This is a genomic window from Streptomyces sp. NPDC058758, from assembly GCF_042746075.1.
Taxonomy (GTDB): domain Bacteria; phylum Actinomycetota; class Actinomycetes; order Streptomycetales; family Streptomycetaceae; genus Streptomyces.
Genome location: NZ_JBHYPS010000011.1, coordinates 122,910 through 138,802, shown reverse-complemented (window position 1 = coordinate 138,802; position 15,893 = coordinate 122,910). Strand labels below are relative to the sequence as shown.

Annotated in this window: 15 protein-coding genes; 14 read left to right on the top strand and 1 reads right to left on the bottom strand. The window is 72.8% G+C overall.

The window, feature by feature from the left end; genetic code table 11:
* The first annotated feature begins 329 nt into the window (after window positions 1-329).
* The 5 genes from ACFW6A_RS16460 to ftsH all read left to right on the top strand — a co-directional run bounded on the left by ACFW6A_RS16460 (window position 330) and on the right by ftsH (window position 8,344).
* Window positions 330-1,676, top strand: coding sequence for an ammonium transporter (locus ACFW6A_RS16460; RefSeq protein ID WP_351843395.1), 1,347 nt, complete (start codon window positions 330-332; stop codon window positions 1,674-1,676).
* Window positions 1,673-2,011, top strand: a complete 339-nt coding sequence (locus ACFW6A_RS16455) for a P-II family nitrogen regulator (protein ID WP_015036464.1) — start codon at window positions 1,673-1,675, stop codon at window positions 2,009-2,011. The genes ACFW6A_RS16460 and ACFW6A_RS16455 overlap by 4 nt, the downstream gene beginning before the upstream one ends.
* Before the next feature lie 174 nt (window positions 2,012-2,185).
* A complete protein-coding gene (locus ACFW6A_RS16450) occupies window positions 2,186-4,576 on the top strand; it encodes a [protein-PII] uridylyltransferase (protein WP_351843476.1) in 2,391 nt (796 codons plus the stop codon).
* A 102-nt stretch (window positions 4,577-4,678) separates the two neighbouring features.
* Window positions 4,679-6,232: a signal recognition particle protein gene (ffh, locus tag ACFW6A_RS16445; protein ID WP_351843393.1), complete on the top strand. Its 1,554-nt coding sequence runs from the start codon at window positions 4,679-4,681 to the stop codon at window positions 6,230-6,232.
* A 153-nt stretch (window positions 6,233-6,385) separates the two neighbouring features.
* The gene (gene ftsH / locus ACFW6A_RS16440) at window positions 6,386-8,344 is read left to right on the top strand and encodes an ATP-dependent zinc metalloprotease FtsH (protein ID WP_351843391.1); all 1,959 of its coding nucleotides are present in this window, start codon (window positions 6,386-6,388) and stop codon (window positions 8,342-8,344) included.
* Between the two features lie 226 nt (window positions 8,345-8,570).
* Here the strand turns inward: ftsH and ACFW6A_RS16435 are convergent, their stop codons facing one another.
* Entirely contained in the window at window positions 8,571-9,296 is a 726-nt protein-coding gene (locus ACFW6A_RS16435; protein ID WP_351843389.1) for a methyltransferase type 11, read from the bottom strand.
* A gap of 363 nt (window positions 9,297-9,659) precedes the next feature.
* On the opposite strand from ACFW6A_RS16435, the gene ACFW6A_RS16430 reads away from it, so the two are divergent.
* The 9 genes from ACFW6A_RS16430 (at window position 9,660) to lepB (ACFW6A_RS16390) (ending at window position 15,842) form a co-directional block, all read left to right on the top strand.
* Complete coding sequence (locus ACFW6A_RS16430) at window positions 9,660-10,253, top strand: hypothetical protein (protein ID WP_043229367.1); 594 nt, start codon at window positions 9,660-9,662, stop codon at window positions 10,251-10,253.
* 169 nt (window positions 10,254-10,422) lie between these two features.
* On the top strand, window positions 10,423-10,854 hold the full coding sequence (gene rpsP, locus ACFW6A_RS16425) for a 30S ribosomal protein S16 (RefSeq protein WP_030496986.1): 432 nt from the start codon (window positions 10,423-10,425) through the stop codon (window positions 10,852-10,854).
* 2 nt (window positions 10,855-10,856) lie between these two features.
* Window positions 10,857-11,096 carry an RNA-binding protein gene (locus tag ACFW6A_RS16420; protein ID WP_005311361.1) on the top strand — a complete coding sequence of 80 codons (240 nt, stop codon included), beginning with the start codon at window positions 10,857-10,859 and terminating at the stop codon, window positions 11,094-11,096.
* Between the two features lie 79 nt (window positions 11,097-11,175).
* Complete coding sequence (rimM, locus tag ACFW6A_RS16415) at window positions 11,176-11,751, top strand: ribosome maturation factor RimM (protein ID WP_351843386.1); 576 nt, start codon at window positions 11,176-11,178, stop codon at window positions 11,749-11,751.
* A complete protein-coding gene (gene trmD / locus ACFW6A_RS16410) occupies window positions 11,748-12,569 on the top strand; it encodes a tRNA (guanosine(37)-N1)-methyltransferase TrmD (RefSeq protein ID WP_351843384.1) in 822 nt (273 codons plus the stop codon). Before rimM ends, trmD begins: the two co-directional genes overlap by 4 nt.
* Window positions 12,570-12,696: 127 nt before the next feature.
* A complete protein-coding gene (rplS, locus tag ACFW6A_RS16405; RefSeq protein WP_030496989.1) occupies window positions 12,697-13,047 on the top strand; it encodes a 50S ribosomal protein L19 in 351 nt (116 codons plus the stop codon).
* 69 nt (window positions 13,048-13,116) lie between these two features.
* Window positions 13,117-13,962: a signal peptidase I gene (gene lepB / locus ACFW6A_RS16400; protein WP_351843382.1), complete on the top strand. Its 846-nt coding sequence runs from the start codon at window positions 13,117-13,119 to the stop codon at window positions 13,960-13,962.
* On the top strand, window positions 13,955-14,965 hold the full coding sequence (lepB, locus tag ACFW6A_RS16395; protein WP_351843380.1) for a signal peptidase I: 1,011 nt from the start codon (window positions 13,955-13,957) through the stop codon (window positions 14,963-14,965). Before lepB (ACFW6A_RS16400) ends, lepB (ACFW6A_RS16395) begins: the two co-directional genes overlap by 8 nt.
* Window positions 14,901-15,842 carry a signal peptidase I gene (gene lepB / locus ACFW6A_RS16390; RefSeq protein WP_351843378.1) on the top strand — a complete coding sequence of 314 codons (942 nt, stop codon included), beginning with the start codon at window positions 14,901-14,903 and terminating at the stop codon, window positions 15,840-15,842. The genes lepB (ACFW6A_RS16395) and lepB (ACFW6A_RS16390) overlap by 65 nt, the downstream gene beginning before the upstream one ends.
* The last annotated feature ends 51 nt before the right edge of the window (window positions 15,843-15,893 follow it).

Below are 15,893 nucleotides of genomic sequence, written 5' to 3'. Positions count from 1 at the left end.
ACGACCCCGGCCGCGCCGGACGTCCCGTACTGCCCGAATCGGCTCCCCCGCCGCACAGGTCACACGGACGCCGGCGCGGCCGGTCCGCGTTCCCGCCCCCGCCCGGACCCGCCCGCCGGGCCGGGAGCGTACGCCCGTTACCTCCCCGTGACCCGGGTGTTCACGGTCGCGTAACACGTCCCCTCCCTTCGTCACTGCCCCGAAACATCGAGCGGCATCGTCGGAAACCGCGCTGCGCGAATCTCTGGCCCATAACCGGCCATCCCTCAGGCCGCCGCTCACCGCCGGCCCCGCCCCGCACAGGCCGCACCGACGACGAGGAGACGCCGATGGCACCAGCCATCACGACCCTGGCAGCAGACGCCCCCGAGCTGTCCGCCGCCAACACCGGGTTCATGCTCATCTGCTCCGCCCTGGTCATGCTGATGACCCCGGCCCTCGCCTTCTTCTACGGAGGCATGGTCCGCGTGAAGTCCACCCTCAACATGCTGATGATGAGCTTCATCAGCCTCGGGATCGTCACCGTCCTGTGGGTGCTCTACGGCTTCAGCGTCGCCTTCGGCACCGACTCCGGCGGCCTCGTCGGCTGGTCCTCCGACTACCTCGGCCTCAGCGGCATCGGCGTCACCGAGCTCTGGGACGGCTACACCATCCCGGTGTACGTCTTCGCCGTCTTCCAGCTGATGTTCGCCATCCTCACCCCCGCCCTGATCAGCGGCGCCCTCGCGGACCGGGTCAAGTTCACCGCCTGGGCCCTCTTCATCACCCTCTGGGTCACGGTCGTCTACTTCCCCGTCGCCCACTGGGTCTGGGGCGCGGGCGGCTGGCTCTTCGAGATGGGCGTCATCGACTTCGCGGGCGGCACGGCCGTCCACATCAACGCCGGCGCGGCCGCCCTCGGCGTCATCCTCGTCATCGGCAAGCGCGTCGGCTTCAAGAAGGACCCGATGCGCCCGCACAGCCTCCCGCTGGTCATGCTCGGCGCCGGTCTCCTCTGGTTCGGCTGGTTCGGCTTCAACGCCGGCTCGTGGCTCGGCAACGACGACGGCGTCGGCGCCGTCATGTTCGTCAACACCCAGGTCGCCACCGGCGCCGCCATGCTCGCCTGGCTCGCCTACGAGAAGCTCCGCCATGGCTCCTTCACCACCCTCGGCGCGGCCTCCGGCGCCGTCGCCGGCCTCGTCGCCATCACCCCCGCCGGCGGCTCCTGCTCCCCGCTCGGCGCCATCGCCATCGGCGCCATCGCCGGTCTCGTCTGCGCCATGGCCGTCGGCCTCAAGTACAGGTTCGGCTACGACGACTCCCTCGACGTCGTCGGCGTCCACCTCGTCGGCGGCGTCCTCGGCTCCCTCCTCGTCGGCCTCTTCGCGACCGGCGGCGTCCAGTCCGACGCCAAGGGCCTCTTCTACGGCGGCGGCCTGGAGCAGCTCGGCAAGCAGGCCGTCGGCGTCTTCGCCGTCCTCGCCTACTCTCTGGTCGTCTCCGCGATCCTCGCCCTGGTCATCGACAAGACCATGGGCATGCGGGTCGACGAGGACGACGAGGTCTCCGGCATCGACCAGGTCGAGCACGCCGAGACCGCCTACGACTTCAGCGGAGCCGGCGGCGGCGCCTCCGGGCGCACCACCGCCGTCGCCGCGCCGGTTGTCACGGAGAACAAGAAGGTGGACGCATGAAGCTCATCACCGCGGTCGTGAAGCCGCACCGGCTCGACGAGATCAAGGAGGCCCTCCAGGCCTTCGGGGTCCACGGCCTCACCGTCACCGAGGCCAGCGGGTACGGACGCCAGCGCGGCCACACCGAGGTCTACCGCGGAGCCGAGTACACCGTCGACCTCGTCCCCAAGATCCGCATCGAGGTCCTGGTCGAGGACGAGGACGCCGAACAGCTCATCGACGTCGTCGTGAAGGCCGCCCGCACCGGCAAGATCGGTGACGGAAAGGTGTGGAGCGTCCCGGTCGAGACCGCCGTCCGCGTCCGCACGGGCGAGCGCGGACCGGACGCCCTCTAGGAGCACGGCCCGACGGACCCACCGGTCCGCCGGGCCGTTTCCGCATCCCCAGCCGCACGGAAGGAGCCGCCGGTGACCACCCCCGAACCGCAGGACGCGACCGCAGCCCAGGGAGGGGGGTCCCCCTCGGCCGAGCCGGGCCGGGAGCCCGGGGGAGGCTACGCGGCGGCCCGGCTGCGGCTCCTCCGGGAGAAGGCGCCGTCCGGACCGGAGCGCCGCACCGCCCTCGCCCGCCTCACCGACGACTGGCTCGCCGGACTCTTCGCCGCCGCCGCACCGCCCAAGGGGGTCGCCCTCGTCGCCGTCGGCGGCTACGGCCGCGCCGAACTCTCCCCGCGCAGCGACCTCGACCTCCTCCTGCTGCACGACGGCAGCGCCCCCAAGGAAGCGGTCGCCGCGCTCGCCGACCGCCTCTGGTACCCCGTCTGGGACCTCGGGATCGCCCTCGACCACTCCGTCCGCACCCCCGCCCAGGCCCGCGCCACCGCCGCCGAGGACCTCAAGGCCCAGCTCGGCCTCCTCGACGCCCGGCCCCTCGCCGGAGACACCGCCCTCGCCGCCGCCCTGCGCTCCACCGTCCTCGCCGACTGGCGCAACCAGGCCGTCCGCCGCCTCCCCGAACTCGCCGAACTCTGCCGCGACCGCGCCGAACGGGCCGGCGAGCTCCGCTTCCTCCTCGAACCCGACCTCAAGGAGGCCCGCGGCGGCCTCCGCGACGTCCAGGCCCTGCGCGCCGTCGCCGCCTCCTGGCTCGCCGACGCCCCCCGCGACGGCCTCGACACCGCCCGCCGCCGCCTCCTCGACGCCCGCGACGCCCTCCACCTCGCCACCGGCCGCGCCACCGACCGCCTCGCCCTCCAGGAACAGGACGCCGTCGCGAAGGAGCTCGGACTCCTCGACGCCGACACCCTGCTCCGCGAGGTCTACGAGGCCGCCGGCACCGTCGCGTACGCCTCCGACGTCACCTGGCGCGAGGTCGGCCGCGTCCTCAAGGCCCGCTCCGCCCGCCCCCGGCTCCGCACCCTCCTCGGCGGCCGCTCCGGCGAGCGGAAACAGCCCGTCGAGCGCACCCCGCTCGCCGAAGGCGTCGTCGAGATGGACGCCGAGGCCGTCCTCGCCCTCACCGCCCGCCCCGAACACGACCCCGCCCTCCCGCTCCGCGCCGCCGCCGCGGCCGCCCAGCACGGCCTGCCGCTCTCCCCGCACGCCGTACGACGGCTCGCCGCCACCGCCAAGTCGCTGCCCGTGCCCTGGCCCGCCGAGGCCCGCGAGGCCCTCGTCACCCTCCTCGGCGCCGGCGCCCCCGCCGTCCCCGTCTGGGAGGCCCTGGAGGCCGAGGGCATCGTCACCCGCCTGCTGCCCGACTGGGAACGCGTCCGCCACCGCCCCCAGCGCAACCCCGTCCACACCTGGACCGTCGACCGCCACCTCGTCGAGACCGCCGTCCGCGCCGCCTCCCTCACCCGCCGCGTCGGCCGGCCCGACCTCCTCCTCGTCGCCGCCCTCCTCCACGACATCGGCAAGGGCTGGCCCGGCGACCACTCCGTCGCCGGCGAGACCATCGCCCGCGACCTCGCCGCCCGCATCGGCTTCGACCGCACCGACACCGCCACCGTCGCCACCGTCGTCCGCCACCACCTCCTCCTCGTCGAGACCGCCACCCGCCGCGACCTCGACGACCCCGCCACCGTCCAGTCCGTCGCCGCCGCCGTCGGCACCGTCGGAACCCTCGAACTCCTCCACGCCCTCACCGAGGCCGACGCGCTGGCCACCGGACCCGCCGCCTGGTCCGCCTGGCGCGCCTCCCTCGTCGCCGACCTCGTCAAACGCGTCACCGGCGTCCTCGCCGGCGAGCCGCTGCCCGACCCCGAGGCCGCCGCCCCCAGCGCCGAACAGGAACGGCTCGCCGTCGAGGCCCTGCGCACCGGCGAACCCGCCCTCGCCCTCCACACCCGGGGCGAGCAGCCCCTCGACCCCGACGAGCCCGAAGCCGTCGGCGCCGAACTCCTCGTCGCCCTGCCCGACCAGCCCGGCGTCCTGCCCGCCGTCGCCGGCGTCCTCGCCCTCCACCGGCTCACCGTCCGCGCCGCCGACCTGCGCGCCGTGGAACTCCCCGCCGAACTCGGCTCCGGCCCCGGCTCCGTCCTCGTCCTCGCCTGGCGGGTCGCCGCCGAGTACGGCTCCCTGCCCCAGGGCCACCGGCTCCGCGCCGACCTGCTGCGCGCCCTCGACGGCTCCCTCGACATCCCCGCCCGCCTCGCCGAGCGCGAGGCCGCCTACCCGCGCCGCCGCGGCGTCCCGGCCCCGCCGCCCCGCGTCACCGTCGCCCCCGCCGATTCCCGCCTCGCCACCGTCCTGGAGGTCCGCGCCCAGGACGCCCCCGGCCTCCTCCACCGCATCGGCCGGGCCCTGGAGGGGGCGGCGGTCCGCGTCCGCAGCGCCCACGTCTCCACGCTCGGCGCCAACGCCGTGGACACCCTGTACGTGACCCGTCCCGACGGCTCCCTCCTCCCGGACGAGGAGGCGATCGACCTGGCCCGGGCACTGGAGGCGGCGCTGGGGTGAGCAGGACCTCGCCGGCCGATCCGACCGGCGAGGACAGCGCCCGCCCGGCTCCGGATACCCTGGGTGGCGACCATCCGCCCCGACCCGAGGATCGCGACCACCGTGTTCGATACGCTTTCCGACCGCCTCAGCGCGACTTTCAAGTCCCTCCGGGGCAAAGGCCGCCTCTCCGAGCAGGACATCGACAGCGCGGCCCGGGAAATCCGTATCGCCCTCCTCGAGGCCGACGTCGCCCTGCCGGTCGTCCGCGCGTTCATCAAGAACGTCAAGGAGCGGGCCCTCGGCGCCGAGGTCTCCAAGGCGCTGAACCCCAGCCAGCAGGTCATCAAGATCGTCAACGACGAGCTGATCTCGATCCTCGGCGGCGAGACCCGCCGGCTGCGGTTCGCCAAGACCGCGCCCACCGTGATCATGCTCGCCGGTCTCCAGGGCGCCGGTAAGACCACCCTCGCCGGAAAGCTCGGCCTCTGGCTGAAGGGGCAGGGCCACTCGCCGCTGCTCGTCGCCTGCGACCTCCAGCGCCCCAACGCCGTCAACCAGCTCTCGGTCGTCGCCGACCGCGCGGGCGTCGCCTTCTACGGCCCGCAGCCGGGCAACGGCGTCGGCGACCCGGTCCAGGTCGCCAAGGACTCCATCGAGTACGCGCGCACCAAGCTGTACGACGTCGTCATCGTCGACACCGCCGGCCGCCTGGGCATCGACCAGGAGCTGATGCAGCAGGCCGCGGACATCCGCGACGCCGTCGGCCCCGACGAGATCCTCTTCGTCGTCGACGCCATGATCGGCCAGGACGCGGTCAACACCGCCGAGGCCTTCCGCGACGGCGTCGGCTTCGACGGCGTGGTGCTCTCCAAGCTCGACGGCGACGCCCGCGGCGGTGCCGCGCTCTCCATCGCGCACGTCACCGGCAAGCAGATCATGTTCGCCTCCAACGGCGAGAAGCTGGACGACTTCGACGCGTTCCACCCGGACCGCATGGCGTCCCGCATCCTCGGCATGGGCGACATGCTCTCGCTCATCGAGAAGGCCCAGCAGACCTTCGACGAGGAAGAGGCCGCCAAGATGGCCTCGAAGCTCGCGTCGAAGAAGGGCCAGGACTTCACCCTGGACGACTTCCTCGCCCAGATGGAGCAGGTCCGCAAGATGGGCTCCATCTCCAAGCTCCTCGGCATGCTGCCCGGCATGGGCCAGATGAAGGAGCAGATCGCCAACATCGACGAGCGCGAGGTGGACCGCACCGCGGCCATCATCAAGTCGATGACCCCGGCCGAGCGCCAGGACCCGACGATCATCAACGGCTCCCGCCGCGCCCGCATCGCCAAGGGCTCCGGCGTCGAGGTCAGCGCCGTGAAGGGCCTGGTCGAGCGGTTCTTCGAGGCCCGCAAGATGATGTCCCGCATGGCCCAGGGCGGCGGCCTGCCCGGCATGCCCGGCATCCCGGGCATGGGCGGCGGCCCCGGCCGGCAGAAGAAGCAGGTCAAGCAGGCCAAGGGCAAGCGCAAGAGCGGCAACCCGATGAAGCGGAAGGCCGAGGAGCAGGCGGCCCAGGAGAGGCGGGAGCAGGCCCAGCAGGGCGGCGCCTTCGGGCTGCCGGGCGCCGGCCAGGGCCCGCAGGACTTCGAGCTCCCGGACGAGTTCAAGAAGTTCATGGGCTGACACCCGTCGCCCACCCGTCGGCTCGAAGGGCCCGGGGCGGTTTCGTCTCACCGAAACCGCCCCGGGCCCTTCTTCGTCCGCCCGGACCACCCGGAATGCCTCCTTTGTCATGATCTTCGATACTGGGGCCACTGCCGCCCCGAGGAGAGCCCAGTGGCCAACCCCGTACCCCCGCGCGACCGGACCGACCAGCCCTGGCGCTCGGAAGGGGCTCCGCCGCCCCCGTCGCCGAAGAAGCGGATGCCGGGGGGCTGGGGCAGCCTCGTCCTCACCGCACTCGCCGTGTACCTGATCGCCAACATCGTGCTGTCGTTCTTCAACGAGGGCGACGGGCCGACGATCTCGTACACCGAGTTCGACAAGCAGGTCGCCGCGGGGAACGTCACCAAGATCTACTCCAAGGGCGACGCCATCCAGGGCCAGCTGAAGGAGAAGCAGCCGGTGCCCGACGGCAAGGGCGACTACACCAAGTTCCAGACCCAGCGCCCCGCCTTCGCCGACGACGACCTGTGGGCGCAGCTGACCAAGCAGAAGGTGACCGTCACCGCCGAACCCGTGGTGCAGGAACGCTCCTTCCTCTCCAACCTCCTCCTCTCGCTCGCCCCGATGCTGCTCCTCGTCCTCCTCTGGGTCTTCATCGCCCGCCGGATGAGCGCCGGCATGGGCGGCGCCGGCGGCATGCTCGGCCGCAAGCAGCCGCCGAAGCCCGTCGAGGTGGAGGGCGGCAGGCGCACCACCTTCGCCGACGTCGCCGGCATCGACGAGGTCGAGGGCGAACTCAACGACGTCGTCGACTTCCTGAAGAACCCGCAGGCCTACCGCGAGATGGGCGCCAAGATGCCGCGCGGCGTCCTCCTCGCCGGCCCTCCCGGCACCGGCAAGACCCTCCTCGCGCGGGCCGTCGCCGGCGAGGCCGGGGTGCCCTTCTTCTCCGCCTCGGCCTCCGAGTTCATCGAGATGATCGTCGGCGTCGGCGCCTCCCGGGTCCGCGAGCTCTTCGCCGAGGCCCGCAAGGTCGCCCCCGCGATCATCTTCATCGACGAGATCGACACCATCGGCCGGGCCCGCGGCGGCGGCTCCGGCATGGGCGGCCACGACGAACGCGAGCAGACCCTCAACCAGATCCTCACCGAGATGGACGGCTTCACCGGCTCCGAGGGCGTCATCGTCCTCGCCGCCACCAACCGCGCCGACGTCCTGGACCCGGCCCTCACCCGCCCCGGCCGCTTCGACCGGATCGTCCACGTCAACCCGCCCGACCGCGGCGGCCGCGAGGCCATCCTCAGGATCCACACCCGGCAGATCCCGCTCGCCAAGGACGTCGACCTGGAGCAGGTCGCCCGCACCACCCCCGGCATGACCGGCGCCGAACTCGCCAACCTCGCCAACGAGGCCGCCCTCCTGGCCGTCAAGCGCGCACAGAAGGCCGTCACCCAGTCCGACCTCTCCGACGCCCTGGAGAAGGTCCAGCTCGGCGCCGAACGCCCCCTCGTCATGCCCGAGGAGGAACGCCGCCGCACCGCCTACCACGAGAGCGGCCACGCCCTCCTCGGCATGCTCCAGCCCGGCGCCGACCCCGTCCGCAAGATCACCATCGTGCCCCGCGGCCGCGCCCTCGGCGTCACGTTGTCCACACCCGACGCCGACAAATACGCTTATACGGAGGAGTATCTGCGGGGCCGGATCATCGGCGCCCTCGGCGGGATGGCGGCCGAGCAGGTCGTCTTCGGCGTCATCACCACCGGCGCCGAGAGCGACCTCGAACAGGTCACCCACATCGTCCGCGGCATGGTCGGCCGCTGGGGCATGAGCGAGACCGTCGGCCGGCTCACCGCCATCCCGAGCGACGCCCAGCAGGCGTACGGCCTCTCCGCCGCCCCCGCGACCCTCGACACCGTCGACGCCGAGATGCGCCGGATCGTCGACGAGTGCTACGAGGACGCCGTGCGCCTCCTGCGCGAGCACCGCGACAAGCTCGACGCCCTCAGCGCCGCGCTGCTCGCCAACGAGACGCTGGAGGAGGCGGAGGCCTACCGCGCGGCGGGCATCGCACGCCCGGACCCGAACGCCCCCGAGCCGGGCGTCGGCCCCAACCCGGAGCCGCCCGCCTGAGGCCCTCGCCCGAGACGCCCGCCCGGGACGAGAAGCCCGCCCGAAGCCCTCGCCCGAGACGCCCGTGCGAGGCGCCCGGCCGGGACGAAGCCCGTCTGAAGCCCCGCCCGGGAGCCCGTGCGAGGCGCCCGCCCGGGACGAAGCCCGCGTGAAGCCCTCGCCCGGGAGCCCGTGCGAGGCGCCCGGCCCCGTGCCGAGCGGCCCGGCCCCGTGCCGGACGCGGCCCCTATGCCACGCGTGCGACGACGTACCGGAAGACGTTCGGCATCCACACCGTGCCGTCGGGACGCCGGTACGGGGCCAGGGCCTCCTCGATCTCCTTCTCCACCTGCGGGAGGTCGGTGAGCCGCACGGCCGCGTCGAAGGCCCCGGTGGACAGCAGCCCGCGCACCGCGCTCGCCTCGTCGGCGTACCCGAAGGGGCAGGAGACCCGCCCCGCGCCGACCGGCCGCAGCCCGGCCCGCACGGCGAGTGCGCCCAGGTCGGCACCGGGGGAGGGGCGCCGCTCCGCCAGCCGGTCCGCGAGCCGCAGCAGCGGCTCCGTCGCGCACCGCTCCGGCGGTCCCCAGCCGGCCAGCACGACCGCCGTGTCCGGTTGGGCCGCCCGGGTGAGGTCGGCCGGCCCGAAGGAGGTGCGGTCGGCCGCGTGGAAGGCGGTGACCACGTCGTACGGGCCGTCGCCCGGCACGTCCGGGGTGACCCGTACGGCCTCGGGGAGCCGGGCCCTGGCCAGCTCCACGCGCGCGTGGTCCCGCTCCGCCCCGGCGGCCGAGGCGCCCCGCGCCGCCGCCATCAGCAGGGCCAGGCCGGTGCCGCAGTCCAGGCCCAGCAGGCGGGTGCCGGGGCCCACGCCGAGGCGTTCGTAGGCCGCCTCGTAGAGCGGGACGAGCATCCGTTCCTGGATCTCGGCCCAGTCGCGCGCGGGGTGGTGCGGGACGAGCGTAGGTGTCATGGATCAGGCCCCATTCCGTGCCGGACGACAGCCCCCCGTAGTCAGGGAACTGCGCTTCGCGCCCGGCGTCCAGTGCTCGCGCCGGACGACTCCGGACGAGTTCGGGCCACCCCCGCGCGCCCCGGCGCACGGGGCGCGGGGGCGCGCGCCCGCGCGGGAGGGGGCCGGTGCCCGAACTCGGGCACCGGCCCGGTAGTGTCCCCTCCCACACCGCTCCGGCGCGCGTGACACGACCGCGCGCCGGGGCGTATGCGCCGCTGTGCACCAGCTGTGGACGCCTCGCCACCGACTGACGGGTACGTGCAAAATATTTGAGTTGCCCCGGAATGGAACCCGGAGGCGATCCGGCTCGTTGTACCCGACGTGAGCACGACACCACCTGTCCTCGCCGCAGAGCTGGCGCAGGCGTGGGCCGACATTCAGCGGCACCACCCCGAGCTGCCGGACCTCGCCGCGCCCGAGTCCCTGATCGGAGAGTCCTCGTCCGCCTGCGGCGCCGAACTCTCCTTCGAGCGACTGCTCCACGAGGCAGTCCACGGCATCGCCGCCGCCCGGGGTGTCCGCGACACCTCCCGCGCCGGCCGCTACCACAACCGCAGATTCCTCGCGATCGCCGAGGAGATGGGCCTCGACCATCCCGAGGAGCCGCACGCCAGCAGCGGCTTCTCCCTGGTCACGCTCAACCCCGAGGCGAAGCGGCGGTACCGGCCCACCATCGAGCGGCTCCAGCGAGCCCTCAAGGCGCACACGGTCGCCACGGCCTCCGACACCAAGCGCTCCTTCCGCGGACCGGCCGCCCGGCACGGCTCCTCGGGCGGCGGCGTCCGCGTCAAGGCCGTCTGCGACTGCGGGCGCAACGTGCGCGTGGTGCCCTCGGTGCTCGCCCAGGCCCCGATCGTGTGCGGCGGCTGCGGCAAGCCCTTCCGGATCCCCGAGACGGTGGGCGCCGCCGGCTGACCCGGCGGCGAGCGGCGCGGCGGCGTGTGGCACAATGGACAGCTGTACTCGACAGTCGCACAGGACCCCTCTCTCCTCCGGCTGACGCGTCCATCGGGCACCCGAGTACCGCAACCCCACGTGGCATCTCAAGTGCCCCACCACGTCAAGACCAGGAGACACCACTCCAGTGGCAGTCAAGATCAAGCTCAAGCGCCTCGGCAAGATTCGCCAGCCGCACTACCGCATCGTCGTCGCCGACTCGCGCACCCGCCGTGACGGCCGCGCGATCGAGGAGATCGGCCTCTACCACCCGACGTACAACCCGTCGCGCATCGAGGTCGACTCCGAGCGCGCGCAGTACTGGCTCTCCGTCGGCGCCCAGCCGACCGAGCCCGTCCTCGCCATCCTGAAGCTCACCGGCGACTGGCAGAAGCACAAGGGCCTCCCCGCCCCGGAGAAGCCGCTGCTCGCCCCGGCGACCAAGGAAGAGAAGCGCGCTTCCTTCGACGAGTTCGCCAAGGCGCTCGAGGGTGCCGAGGACAAGGGTGAGGCCATCACCCCGAAGGCCAAGAAGGCGAAGGCGGACGAGGCCGAGGCCGAGTCCACCACCGAGGCCTGATCATGCTCGAGGAGGCTCTCGAGCACCTCGTGAAGGGCATCGTCGACAACCCCGACGACGTGCAGGTCGCCTCGCGCAACCTGCGTCGCGGCCGCGTGCTGGAGGTCCGGGTCCACCCCGACGACCTCGGCAAGGTGATCGGCCGCAACGGCCGCACCGCTCGCGCGCTGCGCACCGTCGTGGGCGCCATCGGCGGCCGTGGCATCCGCGTCGACCTCGTCGACGTGGACCAGGTCCGCTGAAAGTTTGACACCGGCACGGGCCGGGGAGGGCAGACCGCCCACCCCGGCCCGTTGCCGTACGACAGGAAGAGTTCATCCAGTGCAGTTGGTAGTCGCGCGGATCGGCCGCGCCCACGGGATCAGGGGCGACGTCACCGTGGAGGTGCGCACCGACGAGCCCGAACTGCGGCTCGCTCCCGGCGCCGTCCTGCTCACCGACCCGGCCTCCGCCGGTCCGCTGACCATCGAGTCCGGCAAGGTGCACAGCGGCCGGCTGCTCCTCCGCTTCGAGGGCGTCCGCGACCGCAACGCCGCCGAAGCGCTCCGCAACACCCTCCTCATCGCCGAGGTCGACCCGGCGGAACTCCCCGAGGAGGAGGACGAGTACTACGACCACCAGCTCGTCGACCTCGACGTGGTCCTCGCCGACGGCACCGAGATCGGCGTCATCACCGAGATCTCCCACCTGCCCTCGCAGGACCTGTTCATCGTGGAACGCCCCGACGGCACCGAGCTGATGATCCCCTTCGTCGAGCAGATCGTCACCGAGATCGACCTGGAGAACCAGCGGGCCGTCATCGACCCGCCGCCCGGCCTCATCGACGACCGCGCCGAGATCGCCTCCGCCCGCGACGACGAGTCCGCGGAGGACGCCGAAGAGGACGGCCAGGCATGAGGCTCGACGTCGTCACGATCTTCCCCGAGTACCTCGAACCGCTGAACGTCTCCCTCGTCGGCAAGGCACGCGCCCGCGGACAGCTCGACGTCCACGTCCACGACCTGCGCCGGTGGACGTACGACCGGCACAACACCGTCGACGACACCCCCTACGGCGGCGGCCCCGGCATGGTCATGAAGACCGAGCCCTGGGGCGAGGCCCTCGACCAGACCCTCGCCGACGGCTACGACGCCGGAGCCCACGGCCCCGTCCTCGTCGTCCCCACCCCCAGCGGCCGCCCCTTCACCCAGGAACTCGCCGTCGAGCTCTCCGAACGGCCCTGGCTGATCTTCACCCCGGCCCGCTACGAGGGCATCGACCGCCGGGTGATGGACGAGTACGCCACCCGCGTGCCGGTCTACGAGGTCTCCATCGGCGACTACGTGCTCGCCGGCGGCGAGGCCGCCGTCCTGGTGATCACCGAGGCCGTCGCCCGCCTCCTGCCCGGCGTCCTCGGCAACGCCGAGTCGCACCGCGACGACTCCTTCGCCCCCGGCGCCATGGCCAACCTCCTCGAAGGCCCCGTCTACACCAAGCCCCCCGAGTGGCGCGGCCACGCCATCCCCGACGTGCTGGTCAGCGGCCACCACGGCAAGATCGCCCGCTGGCGCCGCGACGAGGCCTTCCGCCGCACCGCCGCCAACCGGCCCGACCTCATCGAGCGCTGCGACCCCGCCGCCTTCGACAAGAAGGACCGCGAGACCCTCTCGATCCTCGGCTGGGCCCCCGAGCCCGGCGGCCGATTTTGGCGCAGGGTCGAGGGCGTGGAAGAATAGGCGACCGCCGTACGTCCGGCGCGCGCCCCTGCCACAGGGGGAGCCGCCCGCCATCGACCGTACGGCACTCCCATGATTCGTACGTCACCGCTGATGACCTGTGGCATCGGCGAGGAAAGAGACCTCCATGGCCTCCCTGCTCGACCAGGTGAACGCGGCTTCCCTCCGCTCCGACCTGCCCGCCTTCCGTCCCGGCGACACCGTGAACGTCCACGTGCGCGTCATCGAGGGCAACCGCTCCCGCATCCAGCAGTTCAAGGGCGTCGTCATCCGCCGCCAGGGCTCCGGCGTCTCCGAGACCTTCACCGTCCGCAAGGTCTCGTTCTCCGTCGGCGTCGAGCGCACCTTCCCGGTCAACAGCCCGATCTTCGAGAAGATCGAGCTCGTGACCCGCGGTGACGTCCGTCGCGCCAAGCTCTACTACCTCCGCGAGCTGCGCGGCAAGGCCGCGAAGATCAAGGAGAAGCGCGACAACTGAGCTCCGGCTCACCCCTCGCGCGACGCTTCACGCTCCCCGTACAGGCGGGCCGGATAGGCTCACCCCCCGATGGACACCGAAGCACAGCACACGGAGCGCGACCCCTCCTCCCCGGCCGATCCCCCGACGGATCCGGCCCCGGACGACGGGTCGCGCTCCGTGCGCGTTTCCGAGGAGCCCGAGGAGGACCCGGACACCGGCTCCGGACGCGACCCCTCAGGCCCCTCCTGGCGCAGGACGGGCCTGCTCGGCGCCGCCTGCGTGGTCTTCCTGCTGCTCCTCAGCCACTTCGTGGCCCAGCCCTTCCTGATCCCCAGCGGCTCCATGGAACCCACCCTCCAGGTCGGGGACCGGATCATGGTCAACAAGCTGGCGTACCGTTTCGGCAGCGAGCCGCGCCGCGGCGACGTCGTCGTCTTCGACGGCACCGGATCCTTCGTCCAGGAGGAGCCGGCGGGCGATCCCGTCACCGGCCTGCTCCACGACACGGCCGCCGCCCTCGGGCTCGCGGCCCCCGACGAGACCGACTTCGTGAAGCGGGTCGTCGGCGTCGGCGGCGACCGGGTCGTCTGCTGCGACGGCACCGGCCGGATCACCGTCAACGGCGCCCGCGTCCAGGAGCCGTACCTCACCCCCGGCGACCGCCCCTCCGACGTGCCCTTCGACATCGTCGTCCCCCCGGGCACCCTCTGGGTGATGGGCGACCACCGCAGCCAGTCCAGCGACTCCCGTGACCACCTCGGCAGCCCCGGTGGCGGCGTCGTCCCCGTCGACCGGGTCGTCGGCCGCGCCGACTGGACCGTCTGGCCCTTCGGCCGCTGGACCACCGTGACCGAGACCGACGCGTACGACTCCGTACCGGCGCCCCCGGCCGGCGGACACCCGACCGGCCCGCGGGGGAGGGGACATGGGTAGCCGCGGCCGCCGGGCGGCCGGCGAACCGGGCGGCACCGACGCGCCGCCGCCCGGCCGCGCCGAACGCCGCAGGCTCGCCCGCAAGGTCAAGCGCCGCCGGCAGCGCTCCGCCCTCCGGGAGATCCCCATCCTCGTCGGCGTCGCGGTGCTGATCGCGCTCGTCCTCAAGACCTTCCTCGTCCAGGCGTTCGTCATCCCCTCCGGCTCCATGGAGCAGACGATCCGCATCCACGACCGGGTGGTCGTCGACAAGCTCACCCCGTGGTTCGGCTCCGAGCCCCGGCGCGGGGACGTCGTGGTCTTCAAGGACCCCGGCAACTGGCTCCACCAGGAGCCCGCCCCCGCCGCCGACGACCCCGTCGGCATCAAGCAGGTCAAGCAGGCGCTGACCTTCATCGGCCTGATGCCCTCCGCCGACGAACGGGACCTCATCAAGCGGGTGATCGCGGTCGGCGGCGACACCGTCCGCTGCTGCGGCGACGACGGGCGGATCACCGTCAACGGCGTCCCGGTGGACGAGCCGTACCTCAACCCCGGCGACAAGCCCTCCACGATCCCCTTCGACGTGAAGGTCCCCGAGGGCCGGATCTTCGTCCTCGGCGACCACCGCTCCGACTCCGCCGACTCGCGCTACCACCTGGACGAGCCGGGCCGGGGCACCGTCGCCGAGGAACAGGTCGTGGGCCGCGCCGTGGCGATCGCCTGGCCGCTCGGCCACTGGCGCGGCCTGGAGGAGCGGGACACCTTCGCCGCCGTGCCGGACGGACGTGCGACCTCCGAGACCGCGCTCGGCATGTCGCATAGTGTGTCCTCGCGGAACGTGAACGGAATGCCCTGGCCGCCGACCCCTGCGGAACTCCTGCTCGTTATGGGAGTGGCGGGCCTGTCCCTGTTCCGGGACGGGCAGTTGCACGGAGTGAGGAGTGGATGTGGGGGAAGTGGCCGTCGGCGCACGTTCCGGACACGACGGGCCCGAGGACAGGGCCGACGGGGCCAGAGGTGAGAACGTGACGGAAGAGAACAACAGCGGCGGCACGCCGCCGTCCGGCGACCGGCCGGACCACGGCGACGGGACCGACGACGCCGGGAGCACCGAGGGGACGGACGCGCGGCCCAGGCAGCGTTCCTTCTGGAAGGAGCTGCCCCTCCTCATCGGCATCGCGCTGATCCTCGCCCTGCTCATCAAGACCTTCCTGGTGCAGGCGTTCTCGATTCCCTCGGAATCGATGATGAACACCCTGAAGAAGGGCGACCGGGTCCTCGTCGACAAGCTGACCCCCTGGTTCGGCTCCGAGCCCGAGCGCGGCGAGGTCGTCGTCTTCCACGACCCGGGCGGCTGGCTGGAGACCGCCGAGACCCCCAAGCCCAACGCGGTCCAGAAGTTCCTCAGCTTCATCGGCCTCATGCCGTCCGCCGAGGAGAAGGACCTCATCAAGCGGGTCATCGCGGTCGGCGGCGACACCGTCTCCTGCAAGGAGGGCGGCAAGGTCGTCCTCAACGGCAAGGAACTCGACGAGACCGCCTACCTCTACCCCGGCTCCGTCCCCTGCCAGGACTCCTTCGGCCCGATCAAGGTCCCCCAGGACCGCATCTGGGTCATGGGCGACAACCGGCAGAACTCGCTCGACTCCCGCTTCCACCAGGAACTCCCCGGCGGCGGCACCATCGCCAACGACCAGGTCGTCGGCCGCGCCGTGGTCGTCGCCTGGCCGATCACCCGCTGGGCCACCCTCCCGGTCCCGGACGTCTTCGACCAGCCCGGCCTCGACCCGGCCGCCGCCGCCCCGGCGATGGCCCCGGCTGCGGCAGGCCTCGCCGGAGCCCTCCCCCTGGTGCTCTGGCGCCGGAGGAAGCGGGCCGCACGGCATACCGCCGAGTAGCTTCCCGCGGGTAGGGTGCCGTCCCAGACCGTCGACAGACCTCTGGGGTGC

Coding starts and splice junctions, on each gene's coding strand:
- ACFW6A_RS16460 (WP_351843395.1), top strand. CDS start 330: ATGGCACCAGCCATCACGACCCTGGCAGCAGACGCCCCCGAGCTGTCC.
- ACFW6A_RS16455 (WP_015036464.1), top strand. CDS start 1,673: ATGAAGCTCATCACCGCGGTCGTGAAGCCGCACCGGCTCGACGAGATC.
- ACFW6A_RS16435 (WP_351843389.1), bottom strand. CDS start 9,296: ATGACACCTACGCTCGTCCCGCACCACCCCGCGCGCGACTGGGCCGAG.
- ACFW6A_RS16420 (WP_005311361.1), top strand. CDS start 10,857: ATGCTCGAGGAGGCTCTCGAGCACCTCGTGAAGGGCATCGTCGACAAC.
- trmD (WP_351843384.1), top strand. CDS start 11,748: ATGAGGCTCGACGTCGTCACGATCTTCCCCGAGTACCTCGAACCGCTG.
- rplS (WP_030496989.1), top strand. CDS start 12,697: ATGGCCTCCCTGCTCGACCAGGTGAACGCGGCTTCCCTCCGCTCCGAC.
- lepB (WP_351843382.1), top strand. CDS start 13,117: ATGGACACCGAAGCACAGCACACGGAGCGCGACCCCTCCTCCCCGGCC.
- lepB (WP_351843380.1), top strand. CDS start 13,955: ATGGGTAGCCGCGGCCGCCGGGCGGCCGGCGAACCGGGCGGCACCGAC.